The sequence below is a fragment of the Acinetobacter sp. GXMZU3951 genome, from assembly GCF_054457875.1.
Genome location: NZ_JBTLFO010000001.1, coordinates 388352 through 406785, shown reverse-complemented (window position 1 = coordinate 406785; position 18434 = coordinate 388352). Strand labels below are relative to the sequence as shown.

Genomic DNA, 18434 nt, shown 5'->3' with positions numbered 1-18434 from the left:
TCATGAACTTTGCATTACCCATAGATAAATTAATAGAAGAATCAAGCAGTTTTGTGGCACCTATGTTAATGGCACGCGGGATAGAAAAAACTTATGCCAATGGTACTCAGGCCTTACAGCGTCTAGATGTTGATATTGCTCGTGGTGAACTCGTGTCTTTATTGGGGCCTTCAGGTTGTGGCAAAAGTACCTTATTAAAAATTTTTGCCGATCTGGAACAGCCTTCGACAGGGCAGGTGCGCTGGAATGGCAAAAGCGATATGCAGTCGCAATGCAAAATGGCAATGGTGTTTCAAGAGGCAACCTTAATGCCTTGGGCAAATATTGAAGATAATGTGCGGTTACCGCTCGATTTGCAGGGTCTTGCCAAATCAAAAGGAAATCCTAAAGTCCATGATGCCCTAAAAGCTGTCGGTTTGGAAAATTTTAGCCAAGCCTACCCACGTGAACTTTCAGGCGGAATGCAAATGCGTGCTTCATTAGCACGTGCTTTGGTGACGGAGCCAGACTTGTTACTCATGGATGAGCCATTTGGTGCCTTAGATGAGTTTACCCGTCATAAATTAGATAGTGATATTCGTACACTTTGGTCAGAGCGAGACCTCACGGTGGTGTTTGTGACCCACAGTATTTATGAAGCCGTGTATTTGTCTTCACGCGTGATTGTGATGGGGGCACGACCAGGTCGCATTGTGGCGGATATTACAATTGATGGTCCAATAGCACGAGATGAATCGTTTCGAACGTCTGAAGTCTTTATTCAACAGTGTTCACAATTATCTCAAATCTTAGCGCAAGCAAGTGGAGGGTCAGACCATGCTTAAACCACTCATTAAAAATCCCGCTATTCAACGAGTTGCTGCTCCTGTGATTTTAGGTTTGCTGTTACTTTTGACCTGGCAACTGAGTTTTCAGCAGCTTCATGTGCCTGTCTATATTGTGCCAAAACCGAGTGATATTGCCCTGACCATGGTCAATCAGTCTGGATTGTTATTGGGCAGCTTATGGGTCACGTTAAAAATCACCTTATTGGCATTTTTCAGTGCGGTGATTATCGGTACATTGGTGGCGTTCCTGTTTGTACAAAGCCGAGTCATTGAAGCCTGCTTCATGCCTTATGCGATTTTATTTCAGGTGACCCCGATTGTCGCGATTGCCCCCTTAGTGATTATTTGGATTCAAAATACCACTTTGGCCTTAGTGGTCTGTGCCATGCTGGTCGCGATTTTTCCAATTTTAACCAATACCACGCTGGGTTTACGCAGTGTCAATAAAGGCCTGCTCAATTTATTTCAAATCAATAAAGCCAGTCGCTGGCAAATCCTGATGCGCTTGCGGGTACCGAATGCCTTGCCATACTTCTTTGGAGGTTTGCGTATTTCATGTGGTTTGGCACTGATTGGTGCGGTGGTGTCTGAATTTGTGGCGGGCACAGGGGGCACCAGTGCCGGACTGGCCTATCAAATTTTACAAGCAGGTTTTCAGCTGGATTTACCGCTAATGTTTGCCGCCTTATTGCTGATTACCTGTACCGGACTGGCACTGTTTATGGCCATGTCTTGGCTCAGTACATTATTTCTAAGTAAATGGCATGAGAGTGAGCAGGCCTAAATGACAACACAATATTTAATCAAAAATGCCTATGCCATTTTAACTGGCTTGTCTGGAGAAAGTGCGCGTGCAACAGCAGCAGATATTCGTATACAGAATGGAAAAATTAGTGCAATTGGCGATTTGAGTCCATTACCCGAAGATACCCTGATGGATGCAAAAGACTGTGTGATTTACCCCGCGTGGGTGAATACGCATCATCATTTATTTCAGTCATTACTCAAAGGTGAACCGCAAGGCTTAAATCAAAGTTTAACACCGTGGTTAGCCAGTACACCGTATCGTTTTCGCGGGGCTTTTGATGAGGAGACATTCCGTATAGCAGTTCGGATTGGCTTAATTGAGTTATTACGCTCGGGTTGTGCCACAGTGGCTGACCATCATTATTTATATTGGCCCAATATGCCGTTTGATGGTGCTGCGATTTTATTTGATGAAGTTGAAAAACTGGGAATGCGCTTTGTGTTGTGCCGTGGAGGGGCAACCCAAACGCGTGGTTTAGAGAGTGAATTACCTCAAGCCTTACGTGCCGAGAAATTTGAAGATTACATGATCGATGTAGAGCGTTTGGTACAGCAATATCATCAGAAGGATGCGCATGCCATGCGAAAAATTGTCATGGCACCGACCACCTGCCTGCATTCCACCACGCCAGTCCAGTTACGCGAAAGTGCCAAATTCGCGCGTCAGTTAGGCATTGGATTACATAGTCATTTATCAGAAACAGTCGATTATTTGGATGCGGCACAAAAGAAGTTTGGCATGAGCCCTGTACAGTTCTGTGCCGAACATGACTGGGTGGGGTCAGATGTCTGGTTTGCACATCTGGTGAAATTATTGCCCGAGGAGATTCAGATTCTAGGGCAAACCCATACTGGGATTGCGCATTGTCCACAAAGTAATGCCCGATTGGGCAGTGGCATTGCCGATTTAATTGCTTTAGAACAGGCAGGCATGACCATATCCATTGGGGTGGATGGTGCTGCCTCGAATGAAGCCGCAGATATGTTGTCCGAAACCCATGCAGCATGGCTCATGCAACGCGCACGTAAAGGCATGTTGGCTCTACCACAATATCAAGGAGGGCAATTTGAGGGTGGAGCCGATGCCGCCACCATTGAAGATATTGTACGTTGGGGATCTGCGGGCGGTGCAAAAATCTTAGGTTTAGATCAAGTCGGAACACTTGAGGTCGGACAGCAAGCAGATTTTGTGTTGTATCAACTGGATGATCCGCGTTATTTCGGGCTGCATGATATGGCGATTGGTCCAATTGCCAGTGGTGGACGCGCACATATTAAAGTCATGTTTATTGCTGGGGAAATGGTGATGCAACATGATCAGATTCCTAACCTCGACATGCAAGAATTGGCTTGGCAGGCAAGAGAGGCAGTGAAGTTGCTACAGCAACGCACCTTAAAAATTGCCTAAAGTAATTCTGTTGAATATATAACTTAGAATAAACCTTCAAATAAGTTTATCAGGGCATAAGCTTGTTTGAGGTTTATTTATTATATTAAATGTATTTAAGATATATAAAATAATTTAGAGATTGAATAAAATTCTGCTAGTAAAGCGATGTTTTAATTTGTGCTAATTGTTAATGGGTTTTATATTTGAATATGCATATATATGTATTTATTGGTTGAGGTGTTAATCGCCCGATTAAATACTCACCCTCACTATATTTTTTATTATACATATAAAATTATTATGTCGGTATATGATTTTTAAAGGTTTAAATTTTATTAATCTATTGATATTATTGCTATTTTTAAATATTTACTACAGAGTCACAAATAGAGTTTTACAAATTCATGAAAATGATTTCTTGGTATTTTTTGTGACATATAATGTCTGTATGTTAGTTTTTTTGTCGCTTTCTTAAAAAGAATAAAATGTATTTTGTATGAATTTTAAAATAGAAAATTAAACTTTAATTTTTTATTTATTTTAATAATTGAAAATTAAATTATAAGTGTGATAGTTTTCACCAAATGTTATATTTATTTTGACTAAAAATGCAGAAAAAAAGTAAATCATATCTAACTGTAAAAAATAATGTTTCTGGGTTCACTTTGATTGAACTAATGGTAACAGTTGTAATTGCAGCAATCTTAGCTGCAATTGCACTACCTTCGTATCAAAGTTACATCAAGAAATCACAGCTTCGGGCTGCTCAAAACGATTTAGTCGCATTAAGTTTAGTCTTTGAAAATTATTATCAGCGTAATCTATCTTATCCAAGTGTTGATTATTCTGATACCAGTGCATTAACTGCCTCAACCGCATTTCCACAATGGTCACCAAGTAAAAAAGATATTTTTGAATTTTCTAGTTCAAAAGTAAATAACGGCAAAGGTTATGAAATAATCGCAACTGCAAAAACTACAACTAAGTTGAATGGTTGTATTCTAAAAATTACCAATACAAATACAAGAACGGCCACAACAAGTTGTGAAGGAAAGACCTCGTGGTAATCAGAAATATCAGAGAGGCTGGTTTAAGCTTAATCGAACTGATGATCACCATTACTATTTTGGCTATTTTAGTGGTCAGTGGAACAGCATTAACTGGTCAATGGTCGAGACAAACAGAATTAGATAAAGCCTCTATGGCTTTAAACAGCGCAATGGGATTAGCCAAAGCGACAGCTATTCGAAATGAATTTGCACAAACAGCGGACTCTTCAGCAAGTCAAATATGCTTTGATGCCAATACCAAAGTACTTGAAGTTCATAAAGCGAGCGCAACTCAGCCTGCAAGTTGTAGCAATACAGTTGTATTTAGTTATCCCCTCAGTCAGAGCATAGAAATTAAGAAAGTTGATGCAACAAACTTCAAATGTTTTGCTTTTAATCATTTTGGGCAAGTTTCGACTGAGATCACAGGTAATTGTAAAACCAATTTAACGCTTACTCTAAGTAATGGGAACTTAAATGAAAGCCTTACATTCAATTAAATCAAACCAACACGGGGTTGGTTTATTGGAGGCACTCATCGCAGTTGCACTATCTAGTTTTGTTATTTTAGGTGCACTTTATAGTATGGGGCGTATGTTTGTGAGTCAGAAGCAAACCAATGTGCAATATATTGTAATCAATGAATTACGAGCAAAACTACAGAATGCGACCTCGACTGAAAAAGCGGAATGGTGCAGCGGAACATCACACCCAACAATCACTTTGCCTAAGGAAACATCTGCCATAGATGTAACAGTAACCTGTAAATCTATGGACGTAACCGTTAATAATGCAAGTAATTCTAGTTATAACAAAACCATCTCAGAAACTCAGTTAGTTAAATTTGAAGTCGATAATGCTTTACTCGGCGGTAAGCTGACTGTAGGAGAAGAACTGAAATGAAACATCAGTCTGGGGTAACTTTAATTAGCTTATTGATCGGCTTGTTAATAGCCATGTTATGTATTATCGCCTTACTCAGTGCTTATCGTGTGGTGGTGAAGACCGGTGTTGAATCACGTATAGCAGCGAGTCATGATACTCAATTACAACGCGGATTAACTACAGCACAAATGTTTTTGCAAAATGCTGGTTTCGGATTAACGGGTTCAAATCACTTATTAACATCAGATATTTTAATAAATACAAAAACGTATTCTGCTTTATTGTGGCGCTATAAAGAGGGCTCTAAGACAGTCTGTCAAGGATTGTTTGATATGAGTACTGCTGATAATAAAAATAGACAATTGGTTTTAGCCCAAGGCTTTAAAGATACCAGTGGTGCGGATTGTGATGCTACAGCTGGTTTGGGGACGTTTATTTGGAAAGTACAAAGCACGTTAGCAAATCTCGAAGATTTTTCGGTAGATCAATCCAATCCTGCACAAATTACTTTTACTCAAACCACATCCGCATGTACTCCCTATGGCGCAGGAAAAGTTGATGCAAGCACTCAACATCCATTAATCACTATTCTAGCTCAAACCAGTACGCAGCATCTTGCAGGTCTAGGTACAGCCCAAATTCCTGTTTGTATTGTCAATATATCTTTGTAATAGGGTAAATAAAATGTCAAACAATAGAGGTTTACCTACATCTCAGCGTGGTTTTGCAACCATTCTTATGGTCTTGTTAATTGGACTGGCTATAGCTGGATCTGCTTTAGGTACAGCATATTATTTAAATACGTCTCAAAAAAGTCTGGTTTCTAGTCATGCTTTAACCAATGCGCAGTCTGGAGCCTGGACCGGTGTTGAAATTTTTAGGAAATATTTAAATACCCTAGACGCAGCAGGGGTTAATGCCTTGAATGGACAGGATTTAACATTAAACATTCAAGATGGAAGACAGTTGAAAGTAAACTCCATTGTGAGTACTCAAACCAGTACAAACCCTGAAAAATATGAAGTTTTAGCCAATATTCAAAATATTAGTGATCGCTCTGAGGCCTCATCAACCATTCAGATTGTGTATGAGGTTTCCTTAGATTCTGCTTCAACGCCAGATGATAATAATTCGAATGGATCTTCTAATTTCCCAGCAGCAATGAACTTTTATGGAGATTTGGATGCTAGAGGTGGAATCCAGTTATCGAACGGTGATAATGATCGTGCAGTAATTAATGTTGCAGGAAATTTCACTGCGAATTCAATTAAAGGCATTAAAACCTTGAATGTGATTGGTAATGTCAATATTTCTGGAGCAGGCATTCAGGGATTGGAAAATATCTATACCAATGGCAATGTCAATTTATCGGGCAGTGGCTCAGTGAATTTAATTTCTGCTAAAGGCACCGTGACCACTAATGGTTCATGGGCGGCAGGAAATATTTACGCAGATCAGGATGTTAAAATTGATAGTAGTGGTGCATTCAATAGTATTGATACCAAAGCCTCTATTTTTGCAGGAGGAAACTCTTCAATTAATTCAGCAATCGCTGGCGTAAATATAAATATCACAAATGCTTCGATGCAAAAGGCTTTGGCTAATGCAAAAATAAACCATTCAAGTAATGGCAGAAATTTAGACTATGCCACCAGTGGTGATGTTTTAACTTGTGTCCAGAAAAATTGGAAAGATTTTACCTTATTAAAAGCAGTTTCATTCTCAAACTGTCCAGATATTCCAGCCAAAATGCAGACCATACCGGCAGGGACTAAAGTGGCTTCTCCACAAGGAGCATTAGTCACTGTAACCCTGTCCAGTAAACCAATCGTCAACGCACTTGTATTTGAAGAACAAGCGAACTATATCTTTAGTGTTAATAGTAGCAATCAAATTATCGTTTATGTGCGCAATGTAAATAGTGTACCTGAAGGTGAATACCGAATTGGTAAGCGGACACAAAACTACCAGACTTCATGGGGATATTTGTGTAAAACTGTCGATTCAAATAATTTCTGTACATCTAATATTGTCGCGAATTTGGGGCGTCGTGTTGATAATGGCCCTGAAATAATCAAATACGAAAATGGCAAATGGACTTTAAAAGATACGCAGAGTAAAGAGCCATCACTTGCACCAGGTGTACTTTTATTTAAAGGATCAGTTGATGTTTCACATGGATACTATGTCAACACGATTATAAGTACCCAAAGTATTCACTATGGAAACGGTAATGTCGAATTAATTGCACCCAATTATGCCAGCGCAAGCATAACCTGTAATAGTGCAACGTTTAATACGCCGAGTAATTTGTGTAGCTCTTCTTCATCATTAATTCCAGCCAGTATTGCAAATATCGGTCTATTAGCAGGTTCTTGCTCGAATTCTTCATCATTGGAGCTCTGTGAAAGTACTTATGCAGGTGGGGATATTACATTTAATGGTTCAGCTTCGGTGGAAGGAAATATTATTGCTGGAAATAAGATTATTACGAGTGGTTCAACCAGTATTAAAGGCTCAATTTTAGCAGCAGCACATGGCAGTTCCAGTAATTCTGCCTTAGGCGGTTCAACTGATATTGACTTTGATGGGACAACTTCGGATGACACTACAATTATTTTGCCGGGCGGTGATGATGAGGAGGATAGTGGTGAAGCCACTGTAAGTGATCGGGCTAAAATTAAGTGGGCCAGATATCTATGATCACAAGTGAATTATAAGTTGTTTTCCGCAAGCCAATTAGTTCTCCAGACATTTGGCTTTTTTCCTTTTAAAGGATATAAATTCGCTAGCTGAGGAGTTTTGTCTAACAACTCCTCAGTGGTATTCCAAAGAGTTAATTTTTAAATAAATGATTGCAGATCATCGCACTAATATTAAAGATGGATTCGATTTTTCATAGCATATTTCGATTATTGCAGAGACAAAGTTTTATAAAAAAATCATGAATTTGGGGATTTACTGACTCATACCAAGCTCTGCCTGCTGTTGAATAATCTTGGCTAAGATTTTGATGGCATGTTCAATCTCAAGGGTATCAAAGTCCCCCAGCCCAAGAATCAGCCCCGATCGTTTAGCTGGTTTTGAAAACGTTGGGGATACCGCTTTGACGGAAACACCCGCTTCAAGTGCGATTTGCGCAATTTTCAGGTCATCGAAGGTTTCGGTTAACCATAACACCATGTGCATGCCCTGATCGCCTGCTTCAATAAACGCATGTTGTTTGGGAATATACTGCTCAATCAGACGGATGATCTGTTGTCGATTCTCAGCATAGACATTGCGGATGCGCCGAATATGCCGTTCTAAATAACCTTCCTGAATAAATGCCGCCAAAACATGTTGATCAGCAGAGGGTGTGTGTCGGTCAATCAGTGCGCGCAGTCCACAAAAAGCGGCTACCCATATTTTGGGTAATACCGCATAACCCAGTCTTAGTGAGGGGAAAAGGACCTTGCTAAATGTGCCTAAATAAATGACCTGATCAGGTGCCATCCCTTGCAGCGCAGGAAAAGGCTGCCCTGTATAACGTAGTTCACTGTCATAATCATCCTCAATAATCCAAGCCTGTTGCTGTGTTGCCCAAGTGATCAGCGCCGTTCTTCTTGCTAAACTCATGGGCATACCGAGCGGATATTGATGCGAAGGGGTAATAAAGGCTGCGCGCGCATGCTTAGCCAGTCGAATCCCTGTGTCTATTTGAAGCCCTTCTTCATCGACGGGAACACGTACAATTTTTAGCTGATGTAAGGAGTTCTCAAGAATGGCAGTTGTGCCACGATAGGCGGGATCTTCTACCCAAACACGATCCTGAGTTTCAAATAAAATCTGGCTGCAAATATACAGGGCTTGCTGAATACCATTGGTAATGACAATTTGCTCAGGCTCACACTGTACCGAACGCGAGCGTCTGACATAATCGGCAATCGCTGAACGTAGCGTATAGACCCCTTGTGGATCGTCATAACCTGAAGGTGCAGCGACCCCGCGAGCGCGAAAACGATTGCCAAATTTGCGCCAAACATCATTCGGTTGGGTACGTCCAGTGGGAACAGAAATGGCAAATGGACGATGCGGTAAAGGTTTAAATTCTTTCAGTATATTGGCATACGCTTGAGCGGCAGAAGTAAGCGGATTGGCATCCGCTTTATGCAAAGCGTCTTCACTTTGCTTTTTTATTTTGGAGCTAAATAGGGCATGAGAGACAAAAGTTCCCTGACGTGCTCGAGCTTCAAACACCCCTTCTGCAATCAGTTGATCATAGGCTTCAATAATGGTGCCTCGGGCTAAACCCAAGGTTTGAGCCAAGTCACGAGAAGACGGTAAAGAATCGCCAGCGTGTAAATCACCTTGTTGTACAGCATCCCTCAAAATTTGAATGAGCTGTGATCTGACCTGTCCATCTGCTTTATTTAGTTTCACCAACGCAGGAAGGTCGACCACTTTTGCGATTCTCGCCATAATTCTGGTCTACTCAAATTAAAATAAACTGGTTCTTTCAATAATCCAGTGAATAGGAGAAATTTACAACCATCAAGTCACTTTGATTTAAATCCTACTGAAATGAGGTTAGAGCATGTACATCCCCGAAGATTTTAAAATTACTGAAATAGAAATCATGCATGAACTGATTCAGCAGCATGCCTTGGGAGTCTTGTTTAGCCATGGCAAAAGCGGTTTAGATGCCAATCATCTGCCATTTGAATTAATGACCGAACAATCTGAATTGGGGACTTTACATAACCATGTGTCCAGAAATAACCCGATTTGGCAAGACATTAAAGATGGTGATGAGGTTCTTATCGTCTTTCGTGCAGGCGATGCTTATATTTCCCCACAGTGGTATCCGAGTAAGCATGAACATCATCAACAAGTGCCTACATGGAACTATAGGGCGGTACATGCCTATGGCACTGTGAAAATTCGGGATGATGAGAAATATGTCCGAGGGGTAGTGGCACGTTTAACTCGCACCCATGAAGCGACCCAAGCTGAGCCATGGAAGATGTCCGATGCACCGAAAGATTATTTAGAACCGATGCTGAAAGCGATTGTTGGGATCGAAATTGAAATTACTCAATTACAAGGCAAAGCAAAACTAGGCCAGAACAAAGAGTACCGAGATGTTCTGGGGGTTGCCAATGCCCTAACAGCAACGGGGCAGCATGCCATTGCCGATGCCATGCATCAGGTTGCTGCGTCAAAAACAACACAATCCATACAATAAAGATAGGTTGAGGAGCATCGTATGCAATGGATCGAGTCAGTAACTTTGGTGGGGCACAATGTCATTCTACAACCATTGGATCTTTCACATCATCAAGCATTGAGTGAGGCCGTACAAGATGGGGAGTTATGGAAACTATGGTACACCTCTATTCCAATACCAGAGCAGATGTTGGCCGAAATTCAAAGACGTTTAGATTTACAGCAGCAAGGTCTGATGTTGCCTTTTACTGTGTTTGACCGTCATAGTGCGAAAGTATTGGGCATGACCAGTTTTATGAATATTGACGCGGCTCATCGTCGGCTAGAAATTGGCTCAACTTGGTATCGACAGTCAGTACAACAAAGTGCAGTCAACACGGAATCGAAGAAATTACTGCTCACGCATGCCTTTGAGGTCATGAACTGTATTGCGGTTGAGTTTCGAACATCATCATTTAATTTTAAAAGCCGAGCTGCGATTGAACGCTTAGGGGCAAAATTGGATGGCATATTAAGAAGCCATCAAATTGTTAAAGGGGATATTTTAAGAGATACCTATGTGTACAGCATTTTAAAAAATGAGTGGCCTGCTGTGCGACAGAATCTAGCATTTAAGCAAGATCAGCATTTAGCATAAGCTGCCTACTAAAAAATGATGATGGTTTTTGCACTTATTTACCTGCTTGTTGCAGCAGCATGACAGAAATTTGAATATTGAATTTTGTAGCCAATCATTCAAGTATGAATGCTGCAACAGTATGCATAAGTTCAGTAGTGAAAGTTTGTATAGCTTGGAAAATGAAAGGTACGGAAATTAAATTTTTATTATATTAATCAATAAACTAAAGCACTCCGATGATGCCGCTGCATGTGTCGTTACCCTGAACCCGATGAGTTCAAGGTGGACGCGACGTATACTTGCTGGGTTTCCCACTCGAAGGTGGGCATACACTCTAAATATACAGAACGCAATCCATAAGTTTAAGTATCGGCAGGGGAATAGACCCGCTGGCGAGCATCTCAGAGTTAAGCCTAGTATAACGGATAATGAAATACAGGCAAATCATACTGGGCGAAGAACTGTAAAGTTTGGTGCTGTTTGTCGAGAGATTATGCAATCAAACGTGAAACTAGGTAAGTGTCTTCACTTCATCAAGAATTGTGCTTAATAAACGCTCACAATGGGCATATTCTTGTAAGGACTTATTCATGGCGAGGACTTCTTGCATTAACTCCAGTGCGACCATAATAATCAGCTTGCTTGGTTCAACACGTGGAGCCTGACGACGAAACTCATCATATTTGTCATTCAGCAATTGTGCAGCACGTTCTAAATCGGGTTTTTTATCTTCAGTGGTGGCTAAACGAAAGCTATGCCCCAAAACACGTAGTTCTACAGGAATTTGTTCACTCATGATTGCATGTCCTCAGTGACTTCCGTTGGATGCGCCAGTTGCTGAATTTCTTGAGCATGCTGATCTTGTTCCGTACCCAAAATAGATAAACGTTGAATGATGGTTTCGACTTTAGCGCGTGCTAACTCATTTTTTTGTAACAATCTTTCACGTTCTTGCTGCAAACCCTGAATTTCTTGCTGCGCATGACGTTGTTCATTCTGCATTTTTTCTTTAATGACACGTAATTCATTCCGCTCACTCAGAATATCCTGAAAACGATTCTTTAAATCGGTACAGCTTTTTTCCAAACGGCTGTAACGGTCTGCCAAAGCTGTGGCATCGGTATTCAGCTGTTTAAACTGAGACTGTAATTCAGTTAATTGTTCAGATAAGGTATCAATTTCTTCTTGTTTTTTGGTAATGATGCCATTTTTATGCAGAACTTGGGCATGATGCTGCTCAGCTGCAGTTGCGCTGGCTTCGGTCAGTGCATTATTTTCAGTTTCATAATGCGCGAGTCGGGTTTTTAAAACGCCAATATGCGCCTGTAGACGCTGTAATTCTTCTAACATAACGTAGTCGCACAGTGTTGCAAACAAAGGTAATATATAAGAAGTATAGAGATTGGATTAACGAATGCAAGACGATATTTCAGGTTGGTCAGAATGGCACCAACATTTTTCCCAAATTGAAGAGATTTCAAGCCCAAGTGAGTTACATGGGTTACTCACAGGTATTGTTTGTGTGACTCAATCACCAACGCGTGAAGAGTGGCAACAAATTTTATCCACGCTGAATGTCCCAGAATTGAGCGATTTAGCTTTGACTGTACTCACAGATGAGGCCGAAGATGTATCACATGCCTTGTCGGAAGATGAGCTGGACTACTTACCTTTACTTCCAGATGATGAACACGTATTGGCAGATCGGGTACAAGCCTTGGCAGACTGGTGTGCAGGCGTCGTACTGGGCTTTGGTTTAGCATCTGGCCATATTCGTCAGGATGAAATGGAGCTGATTGAACATTTACAAGATGTTGCAGCCGTTGAGTTCGAAGAATCGGATAATGACGAAGAAGGCGAAGACAGCTATCAAGAGCTGTATGAGTTTGTCCGCCTGATTCCTGTGAGCTTGGCTTTAGGTCGTACAAAAGTAGCTGTAGATGAAAGTTCATTATTACAAAACTTTCAGGCCAAAATGCAGAAGCATAAAACTAGCGCTGAAAACAATGTTGTAGAAATGTTCACCCCACATCGACCAAGCTAATTTGGTCGATTTTTTGCTTTAAGATCACAAGCACAGCAACCCTATTCTGTATTCAACAAAACTGAAGAACATTTAATGAAAAAACTGACTCAAGTAGATTTTAAGGAACGTCGTGACCGCCTCGCAGAGGAATTGGGACCACATAGCATCGCGATTATTGCAACAAGCCCCGTGGCGATACGTAACCGTGATGCTGACTATAAATTTCGAGCGGACAGCAGTTTTTTCTATTTGACGGGTTTTGCCGAACCAGAAGCGGTTGCTGTGATTGAAACCTATGAATCGTTAGATGAAGGCTATACCTATAGCTTGTTCTGTCGTGAACGTAACCGTGAGATGGAAATCTGGAATGGTTATCGTGCTGGAATTGATGGCGCCATTGATGATTATGAAGCCGATGAAGCTTATGCCATTGATTTGTTAGATGAAGAAATCATTGAAAAATTACTGAACAAACAAAAACTATTTTACCGTATTGGGCATAGCTCAGAGTTTGATGTGCGAGTGAGTAAGTGGATTCAGCAGGCAGATGCGCAGCAACGCCGTGGCAATGAATCACCTGCACAAGTGATTCAGTTAGATCGTCTTTTAGATGAAATTCGCTTATTTAAAACCGAACAAGAAATTGAATTGATGCAGATTGCATCAAACATTAGTGCAGAAGCACATACTCGTGCCATGAAAGCAGTGCGCGTTGGCATGATGGAATATGCATTGGAAGCCGAATTGAATTATGTGTTCGGACAAAATGGTTGTGTACCAGCCTATAACAGTATTGTGGGTGGTGGGGCGAATGCCTGCATTTTGCACTATGTCGAAAATAACCAAGTATTAAAAGACGGTGATTTGGTATTGATTGATGCAGCCTGTGAATATGAGCTGTATGCATCTGATATTACCCGTACTTTCCCTGTAAACGGTAAGTTTAGCCCTGAGCAAAAAGCGCTTTATGAGATTGTGTTGAACGCCCAGCTTGCCGCAATTGATGCGGTGCAAATTGGCAACTCTTATAAAGAGCCGCACAATGTTGCAGTGCGTATTTTGGTGGAAGGTTTGTTGTCTCTTGGCATTATGCAGGGTGATCTTGAACAGATTATTCAAACCGAAGCATACCGTCAGTTCTATATGCATGGCACAGGACATTGGTTAGGGATGGATGTGCATGATGTTGGTGCCTATAAGCAAGCAGGGGATTGGCGTCCATATGACGCTGGTATGGTGGTGACCATTGAGCCGGGGCTTTATATTGCACCTGATGATGAAACAGTGGATGCAAAATGGCGTGGTATTGGTATTCGTATTGAAGATGATGTGGTTGCAACTGTCAATGGTCCACTGGTTTTAACCAAAAATGTGGTGAAATCGGTTGAAGATATTGAAGCCTTGATGGCTCAGTAAGTGTGATTTAGATAATAAAAAAGCCGATCGTTTGATCGGCTTTTTTATATTTACATTTGGTAGAAGAGATTTTATGTTAAATGAATACTGGAAATGCCTGAATTACAGGCATTTCGTATAACGGCCATTATGTTAAATGAAAATTTTTGTAAAAATTGGTCCGGTGAGCTTTCCTAAAGCCGTTTATATAATTTTATTTATTTAAAGCATTGATAAATATAAATAAATAATATTGTTTTAGCTTTTTGTGGTATTTTAATAATCTTGCTAGGAGAAAAAAATGAATGAATTGAATTTAGGGAATGCATTATTTGAAGGGTTTAACGATAAAGAAGGGGTGATGATTTGTGGTTATGAATGGGGAGAAGAAGCTAATAAAGATGACACCTCTATTCATGAACCTGATATGTCAAAAGATTGTACTTTTTCGAATAAATCATTGCGTTATGGAGAAGTAGCCAAAACATGGGTTAAATATGACAAAAAAATCAGAACATGGTTTTGTATTTGGGGGCATCCTCTAAATGAAGATGGTTTAGGGAATGACTTTGATAAATGTATTATTCAAACAAATTGGGCTTTGGGATCAAATAGTGAAAGTAGAGATGTACATCATTATTTAAAAGATGAAAATCTTGATAACTTTATTAACCATCTTGATAAATTGAGACCTAAAATTATTTTATTTATGGGAAATCAATTATTAACCAAAATTCTTCGTTCTCAAAAAGCATTGGATAGATTTACTCCAATTATGGGAGAAGAAATCGAAGGTATTAGGGCGGTGAGAATGAAAGGGTATGAAGGAAAACCGTTAGCCTATATTAATAGTTTTGAGAAATGTATTGTGGTTGGTTTACCCCACCCCTCTGGAAGTCATGGTCTAACAAACGAGTATATTGAATTTTGTAAAACTGAGTTAGAACCAATTATTACGAGATTTAAAAAAGAAAAAAATATTTTGTAGACCAAGATAGTCAAATGAAAAAAGTTACTTTAATTCATGGTGATATCACAGAAATTTCTGTTGATGCTCTTGTTAATTCTGCAAATAAATCTTTGTTAGGTGGAGGTGGTTTAGATTACATCATTCACAAAAAAGCAGGTCCTTTATTGAAAGAAGCTTGTATCAAATTAAATAAGACTAAAGGTGGTTGTCGAACTGGAAATGCAGAAATAACGATTGCTGGAGCTTTACCAGCAAAGTATCTAATTCATGCAGTCGGACCAAGATGGCTAAACGGTGAAAAAGGAGAACCACAACTACTTTGTGATACATATAGCAATGCTTTAAAACGAGCTGAAGAAATTAAAGCTAAAACCGTTTCATTCCCTAATATTGCTACAGGCGTATATTCTTTTCCGAGGAAAATGGCAGCAGAAATTGCGATAGGGACTGTTCTTTCTGAATTACCTTACTATTCCGAAATTGAACACGTATTTTTTGTTTGTAAGGATGAGCTTAATCTTGAAATTTATAAACAAATCCTAAAGCAGGTAGAAGATCCTAAAATTGAAATTTTAATTTAAGTATTTCTAAAATTAACATAATGGCCGTTATACGAAGCAAGCTTGTATATAAATATTAAATACTTAGAAATTTAACACAAACCCCAAAAAGCCGATTTTGAAACAAATCGGCTTGTTATTGAACAGATTTGTCACTTTCAGTCAATAAAAATGCTCAAAAAATATTCAAATTTAAACTTTTCCCTGATAACTCAATACATCCCGTCCCGAAACTATCCGCAATTTCTGCGGATAAACCTTGGGGTAAGTTTTAAACAATCTTGTAAGCTCAGGCTGACATCAATTAAGGAACATTGCGTCTAGGCCACTGTGGGGATTTTTTATATGATGGGGACATAGAGAACAGGATGTTCCAAACAATAAGAATAAAGAAAATCGCACAAGGATTGGCAGGTACGACAGGAGTTATACCAAGCGAACCAATACGAAAAAGCCCGACAGGATGTTGGGCTTTTTTATTGCCATTTGAAAACAAACTAAGTTCGCGACAAGATATACATCATTATCTATATTTTTGTTGTGATATGTGGACAGTCATCACGACGGATCTGTTTCATGAATGGCTTGAGCAGCAAGACGAAGTAACTCAATAAAAAGTCCTAGCAGCTTTGGTTGTTCTACAACTTGTAATCAGGTTTCTTAGAGAGTAAAGTGTGGTTAATAAGTGAGCATGTCATATTTATGATGGCTCTTTTAAACATCCAGAAAAGAATGATTAAAATAAGGAAAATAGGCTATGACAAAATTAAATTTACCTATTTTACGTTACTCAATCCTGTGTGCAATTTCAGTCGCTTCAATTTCAGCCCTGCTTTATAGCAATGTATTTGCAGTGACAACAACTGCGGGATCATCTCAAACGCAATCAAAAATGAGCCAAAACCAAAAGGCCGAAGCTCAAGTCAAACAGAATCCGTATAAAGATGCGTATTTTGGTGAAACTCATGTGCATACAGGCGTTTCAATGGATGCCTTTATTGGGGGAAACCGCTTAACCCCAGAAGATGCCTATCGTTTTGCCCGAGGCGAAGCAGTTAATATTAATGGGCAAATGCATAAAATTAAGCGACCACTCGATTTTTGTGCAGTCTCGGATCATTCTGAATTTATGGGTGAAGCATATAGCTTAATGACACCCGGTGCACCGGGGTATAATGACCCAATTGCCAAAGCCTTTCGAGAGACTACCGATTTAAATGAGGCCTTAGCCTTATACAAAAAATATGTCTTAGACCCTTTAAGTGGTGGAGGAGATCCGCACCCTTCTTTCTATCAAGGACCTGAGGCGACAAAATCGACCTGGAAAAAGAATTTCGAAGCGACAGAAAAATATTATCAACCTGGGAAATTTACCACTATTCATGCTTATGAATGGACGTCTGCACCTGATGGCGGGAATTTACACCGGAATATTTTCTTCCGTGATAAAAATGTGCCTGATTTACCTTTTTCGTCGAACGAAAGTCCCGATCCTGAAAAACTATGGCAATGGATGGGAACACAGCGCGCTCAGGGCAAGAAAGTTTTCGCTATTCCACATAATTCAAATGAAAGTAAAGGCTTATTATTTACCGAAGCCACTTTAGAAGGTAAGCCGATTACTCAGCAGTACGTGCAGACACGGGCGAGTATGGAACCTTTAATTGAGATGATGCAAATTAAGGGAAACTCGGAAGTGATTCCGCAGTTCTGGCCTAATGATGAGTTTGCAGATTTTGAAAATGCCAATTCCATTCAAAAATATAATGGACGGATCTTTAAAAAAGAAAACTATGTCCGTTATGGTCTAACCCGAGGCTTGAAGTATAAGCAAGATCTAGGCACCAACCCATTTAAATATGGATTTGTAGGCGGAACGGACAACCACAACGGTACTCCAAGCAATGTTGAAGAAGATAATTATGCCTTGGGTAGTCATGGTTTAACAGATCGTAACGCAGATGCACGATCTAAAAATGATTTAGAAGGTGAAATGCGGATTGCAGATATGAATCCTGGTGCATTAACTGGGGTTTGGGCGACTTCGAATACACGTGCAGCCATTTGGGATTCAATGTATGCCAAAGAAACTTTTGCGACAAGCGGTCCACGCATGAAGGTGCGTGCATTTGCAGGTCAAGGTTTTGCAAAATCGTATTCATCTTATCAGGCACTGGTTCAAGATGGTTATAAAAAAGGCGTTCCGATGGGAGGCGACTATAAAGGCAAAACTGCTCCACAGCTTTTAGTCTGGGCAGTTAAAGACCCAATTGGACCAAACTTAGACCGAATTCAAATTGTGAAGGGTTGGGTCGAAAATGGTCAGATGAAAGACAAAATTTATAACGTCGTGGCATCAGGGAATCGGTTACGTAAAGATGGTTCAGTTGAACCCATTAATGCGCCAATTGATTTGAAAACAGGAAAATTTAATACTCAAAAAGGCAGTGCCGAACTGATGGGGGTCTGGACAGATCCTGATTATGATGCCAAACAACAGGCATATTATTACGTTCGAGTTCTACAATTACCAACCGCACGTTGGACGTTGTATGATGAGTTACGTGCGAACGTCAAATATCCAGACGATGTGAAAAAACAAATCGTTGAACGGGCATGGGGTTCACCAATTTGGCATGAAGTAAATTAAAGAAAATATGATTAAACAACTGATAAAAGAACCATTTGTCCATTTTTT

At 40.1% G+C, this 18434-nt stretch carries 18 protein-coding genes, 1 other RNA gene and 1 pseudogene; 16 read left to right on the top strand and 4 right to left on the bottom strand.

Annotation, left to right across the window (positions count from 1 at the left end; translation table 11 throughout):
- Positions 1-2 precede the first annotated feature (2 nt).
- The 8 genes from ACX17N_RS01890 to ACX17N_RS01855 all read left to right on the top strand — a co-directional run bounded on the left by ACX17N_RS01890 (position 3) and on the right by ACX17N_RS01855 (position 7661).
- Positions 3-824: an ABC transporter ATP-binding protein gene (locus ACX17N_RS01890; RefSeq protein ID WP_458890886.1), complete on the top strand. Its 822-nt coding sequence runs from the start codon at positions 3-5 to the stop codon at positions 822-824.
- On the top strand, positions 817-1611 hold the full coding sequence (locus tag ACX17N_RS01885) for an ABC transporter permease (RefSeq protein ID WP_458890885.1): 795 nt from the start codon (positions 817-819) through the stop codon (positions 1609-1611). The genes ACX17N_RS01890 and ACX17N_RS01885 overlap by 8 nt, the downstream gene beginning before the upstream one ends.
- Positions 1612-3042: an amidohydrolase family protein gene (locus ACX17N_RS01880; protein ID WP_458890884.1), complete on the top strand. Its 1431-nt coding sequence runs from the start codon at positions 1612-1614 to the stop codon at positions 3040-3042.
- A gap of 590 nt (positions 3043-3632) precedes the next feature.
- The gene (locus tag ACX17N_RS01875; protein WP_458890883.1) at positions 3633-4091 is read left to right on the top strand and encodes a type IV pilin protein; all 459 of its coding nucleotides are present in this window, start codon (positions 3633-3635) and stop codon (positions 4089-4091) included.
- Positions 4085-4573 (top strand): pilus assembly FimT family protein, encoded by a 489-nt coding sequence (locus ACX17N_RS01870; protein ID WP_458890882.1) that lies wholly within the window; start codon positions 4085-4087, stop codon positions 4571-4573. Before ACX17N_RS01875 ends, ACX17N_RS01870 begins: the two co-directional genes overlap by 7 nt.
- The gene (locus ACX17N_RS01865; protein WP_458890881.1) at positions 4551-4976 is read left to right on the top strand and encodes a type IV pilus modification PilV family protein; all 426 of its coding nucleotides are present in this window, start codon (positions 4551-4553) and stop codon (positions 4974-4976) included. The genes ACX17N_RS01870 and ACX17N_RS01865 overlap by 23 nt, the downstream gene beginning before the upstream one ends.
- Entirely contained in the window at positions 4973-5629 is a 657-nt protein-coding gene (locus tag ACX17N_RS01860) for a hypothetical protein (RefSeq protein ID WP_458890880.1), read from the top strand. The genes ACX17N_RS01865 and ACX17N_RS01860 overlap by 4 nt, the downstream gene beginning before the upstream one ends.
- A 13-nt stretch (positions 5630-5642) precedes the next feature.
- Positions 5643-7661 (top strand): hypothetical protein, encoded by a 2019-nt coding sequence (locus ACX17N_RS01855; RefSeq protein ID WP_458890879.1) that lies wholly within the window; start codon positions 5643-5645, stop codon positions 7659-7661.
- A gap of 255 nt (positions 7662-7916) precedes the next feature.
- Here the strand turns inward: ACX17N_RS01855 and pdxR are convergent, their stop codons facing one another.
- A complete protein-coding gene (gene pdxR, locus ACX17N_RS01850) occupies positions 7917-9419 on the bottom strand; it encodes a MocR-like pyridoxine biosynthesis transcription factor PdxR (protein ID WP_458890878.1) in 1503 nt (500 codons plus the stop codon).
- 115 nt (positions 9420-9534) lie between these two features.
- On the opposite strand from pdxR, the gene ACX17N_RS01845 reads away from it, so the two are divergent.
- On the top strand, positions 9535-10185 hold the full coding sequence (locus ACX17N_RS01845; protein WP_458890877.1) for an FMN-binding negative transcriptional regulator: 651 nt from the start codon (positions 9535-9537) through the stop codon (positions 10183-10185).
- Positions 10186-10206: 21 nt separating this feature from the next.
- A complete protein-coding gene (locus ACX17N_RS01840) occupies positions 10207-10803 on the top strand; it encodes a GNAT family N-acetyltransferase (RefSeq protein ID WP_458890876.1) in 597 nt (198 codons plus the stop codon).
- Positions 10804-11011: 208 nt separating this feature from the next.
- Here the strand turns inward: ACX17N_RS01840 and ssrS are convergent.
- From ssrS to ACX17N_RS01825, 3 genes are all read right to left on the bottom strand, one after another.
- Positions 11012-11196, bottom strand: a non-coding RNA gene (ssrS, locus tag ACX17N_RS01835) — 6S RNA.
- A 100-nt stretch (positions 11197-11296) separates the two neighbouring features.
- Positions 11297-11581, bottom strand: a complete 285-nt coding sequence (locus tag ACX17N_RS01830; RefSeq protein WP_458890875.1) for a cell division protein ZapA — start codon at positions 11579-11581, stop codon at positions 11297-11299.
- A complete protein-coding gene (locus ACX17N_RS01825) occupies positions 11578-12135 on the bottom strand; it encodes a hypothetical protein (RefSeq protein WP_458890874.1) in 558 nt (185 codons plus the stop codon). Before ACX17N_RS01825 ends, ACX17N_RS01830 begins: the two co-directional genes overlap by 4 nt.
- A 64-nt stretch (positions 12136-12199) precedes the next feature.
- Between ACX17N_RS01825 and ACX17N_RS01820 the strand changes: the two genes are divergently transcribed.
- From ACX17N_RS01820 to ACX17N_RS01795, 6 genes and pseudogenes are all read left to right on the top strand, one after another.
- Complete coding sequence (locus ACX17N_RS01820; RefSeq protein WP_458890873.1) at positions 12200-12829, top strand: UPF0149 family protein; 630 nt, start codon at positions 12200-12202, stop codon at positions 12827-12829.
- Between the two features lie 75 nt (positions 12830-12904).
- Positions 12905-14227, top strand: a complete 1323-nt coding sequence (locus ACX17N_RS01815) for an aminopeptidase P N-terminal domain-containing protein (RefSeq protein ID WP_458890872.1) — start codon at positions 12905-12907, stop codon at positions 14225-14227.
- Between the two features lie 280 nt (positions 14228-14507).
- On the top strand, positions 14508-15194 hold the full coding sequence (locus ACX17N_RS01810; protein WP_458890871.1) for a hypothetical protein: 687 nt from the start codon (positions 14508-14510) through the stop codon (positions 15192-15194).
- Between the two features lie 14 nt (positions 15195-15208).
- Positions 15209-15757: a macro domain-containing protein gene (locus ACX17N_RS01805; RefSeq protein WP_458890869.1), complete on the top strand. Its 549-nt coding sequence runs from the start codon at positions 15209-15211 to the stop codon at positions 15755-15757.
- A 524-nt stretch (positions 15758-16281) separates the two neighbouring features.
- Positions 16282-16347: pseudogene (locus tag ACX17N_RS01800) on the top strand (type II toxin-antitoxin system RelE/ParE family toxin); the annotation flags it as partial.
- Between the two features lie 146 nt (positions 16348-16493).
- Positions 16494-18386 carry a DUF3604 domain-containing protein gene (locus ACX17N_RS01795; protein WP_458890868.1) on the top strand — a complete coding sequence of 631 codons (1893 nt, stop codon included), beginning with the start codon at positions 16494-16496 and terminating at the stop codon, positions 18384-18386.
- Positions 18387-18434: the final 48 nt, after the last annotated feature.

Bases quoted from the DNA above. Each gene is read 5' to 3' on its own strand.
- ACX17N_RS01830 (WP_458890875.1), bottom strand. From the start codon at position 11,581: ATGAGTGAACAAATTCCTGTAGAACTACGTGTTTTGGGGCATAGCTTT.
- ACX17N_RS01865 (WP_458890881.1), top strand. From the start codon at position 4,551: ATGAAAGCCTTACATTCAATTAAATCAAACCAACACGGGGTTGGTTTA.
- ACX17N_RS01845 (WP_458890877.1), top strand. From the start codon at position 9,535: ATGTACATCCCCGAAGATTTTAAAATTACTGAAATAGAAATCATGCAT.
- ACX17N_RS01810 (WP_458890871.1), top strand. From the start codon at position 14,508: ATGAATGAATTGAATTTAGGGAATGCATTATTTGAAGGGTTTAACGAT.
- ACX17N_RS01795 (WP_458890868.1), top strand. From the start codon at position 16,494: ATGACAAAATTAAATTTACCTATTTTACGTTACTCAATCCTGTGTGCA.
- ACX17N_RS01875 (WP_458890883.1), top strand. From the start codon at position 3,633: ATGCAGAAAAAAAGTAAATCATATCTAACTGTAAAAAATAATGTTTCT.
- ACX17N_RS01880 (WP_458890884.1), top strand. From the start codon at position 1,612: ATGACAACACAATATTTAATCAAAAATGCCTATGCCATTTTAACTGGC.
- ACX17N_RS01890 (WP_458890886.1), top strand. From the start codon at position 3: ATGAACTTTGCATTACCCATAGATAAATTAATAGAAGAATCAAGCAGT.
- ACX17N_RS01815 (WP_458890872.1), top strand. From the start codon at position 12,905: ATGAAAAAACTGACTCAAGTAGATTTTAAGGAACGTCGTGACCGCCTC.
- ACX17N_RS01840 (WP_458890876.1), top strand. From the start codon at position 10,207: ATGCAATGGATCGAGTCAGTAACTTTGGTGGGGCACAATGTCATTCTA.
- ACX17N_RS01855 (WP_458890879.1), top strand. From the start codon at position 5,643: ATGTCAAACAATAGAGGTTTACCTACATCTCAGCGTGGTTTTGCAACC.
- ACX17N_RS01825 (WP_458890874.1), bottom strand. From the start codon at position 12,135: ATGTTAGAAGAATTACAGCGTCTACAGGCGCATATTGGCGTTTTAAAA.
- pdxR (WP_458890878.1), bottom strand. From the start codon at position 9,419: ATGGCGAGAATCGCAAAAGTGGTCGACCTTCCTGCGTTGGTGAAACTA.
- ACX17N_RS01885 (WP_458890885.1), top strand. From the start codon at position 817: ATGCTTAAACCACTCATTAAAAATCCCGCTATTCAACGAGTTGCTGCT.
- ACX17N_RS01820 (WP_458890873.1), top strand. From the start codon at position 12,200: ATGCAAGACGATATTTCAGGTTGGTCAGAATGGCACCAACATTTTTCC.
- ACX17N_RS01860 (WP_458890880.1), top strand. From the start codon at position 4,973: ATGAAACATCAGTCTGGGGTAACTTTAATTAGCTTATTGATCGGCTTG.
- ACX17N_RS01805 (WP_458890869.1), top strand. From the start codon at position 15,209: ATGAAAAAAGTTACTTTAATTCATGGTGATATCACAGAAATTTCTGTT.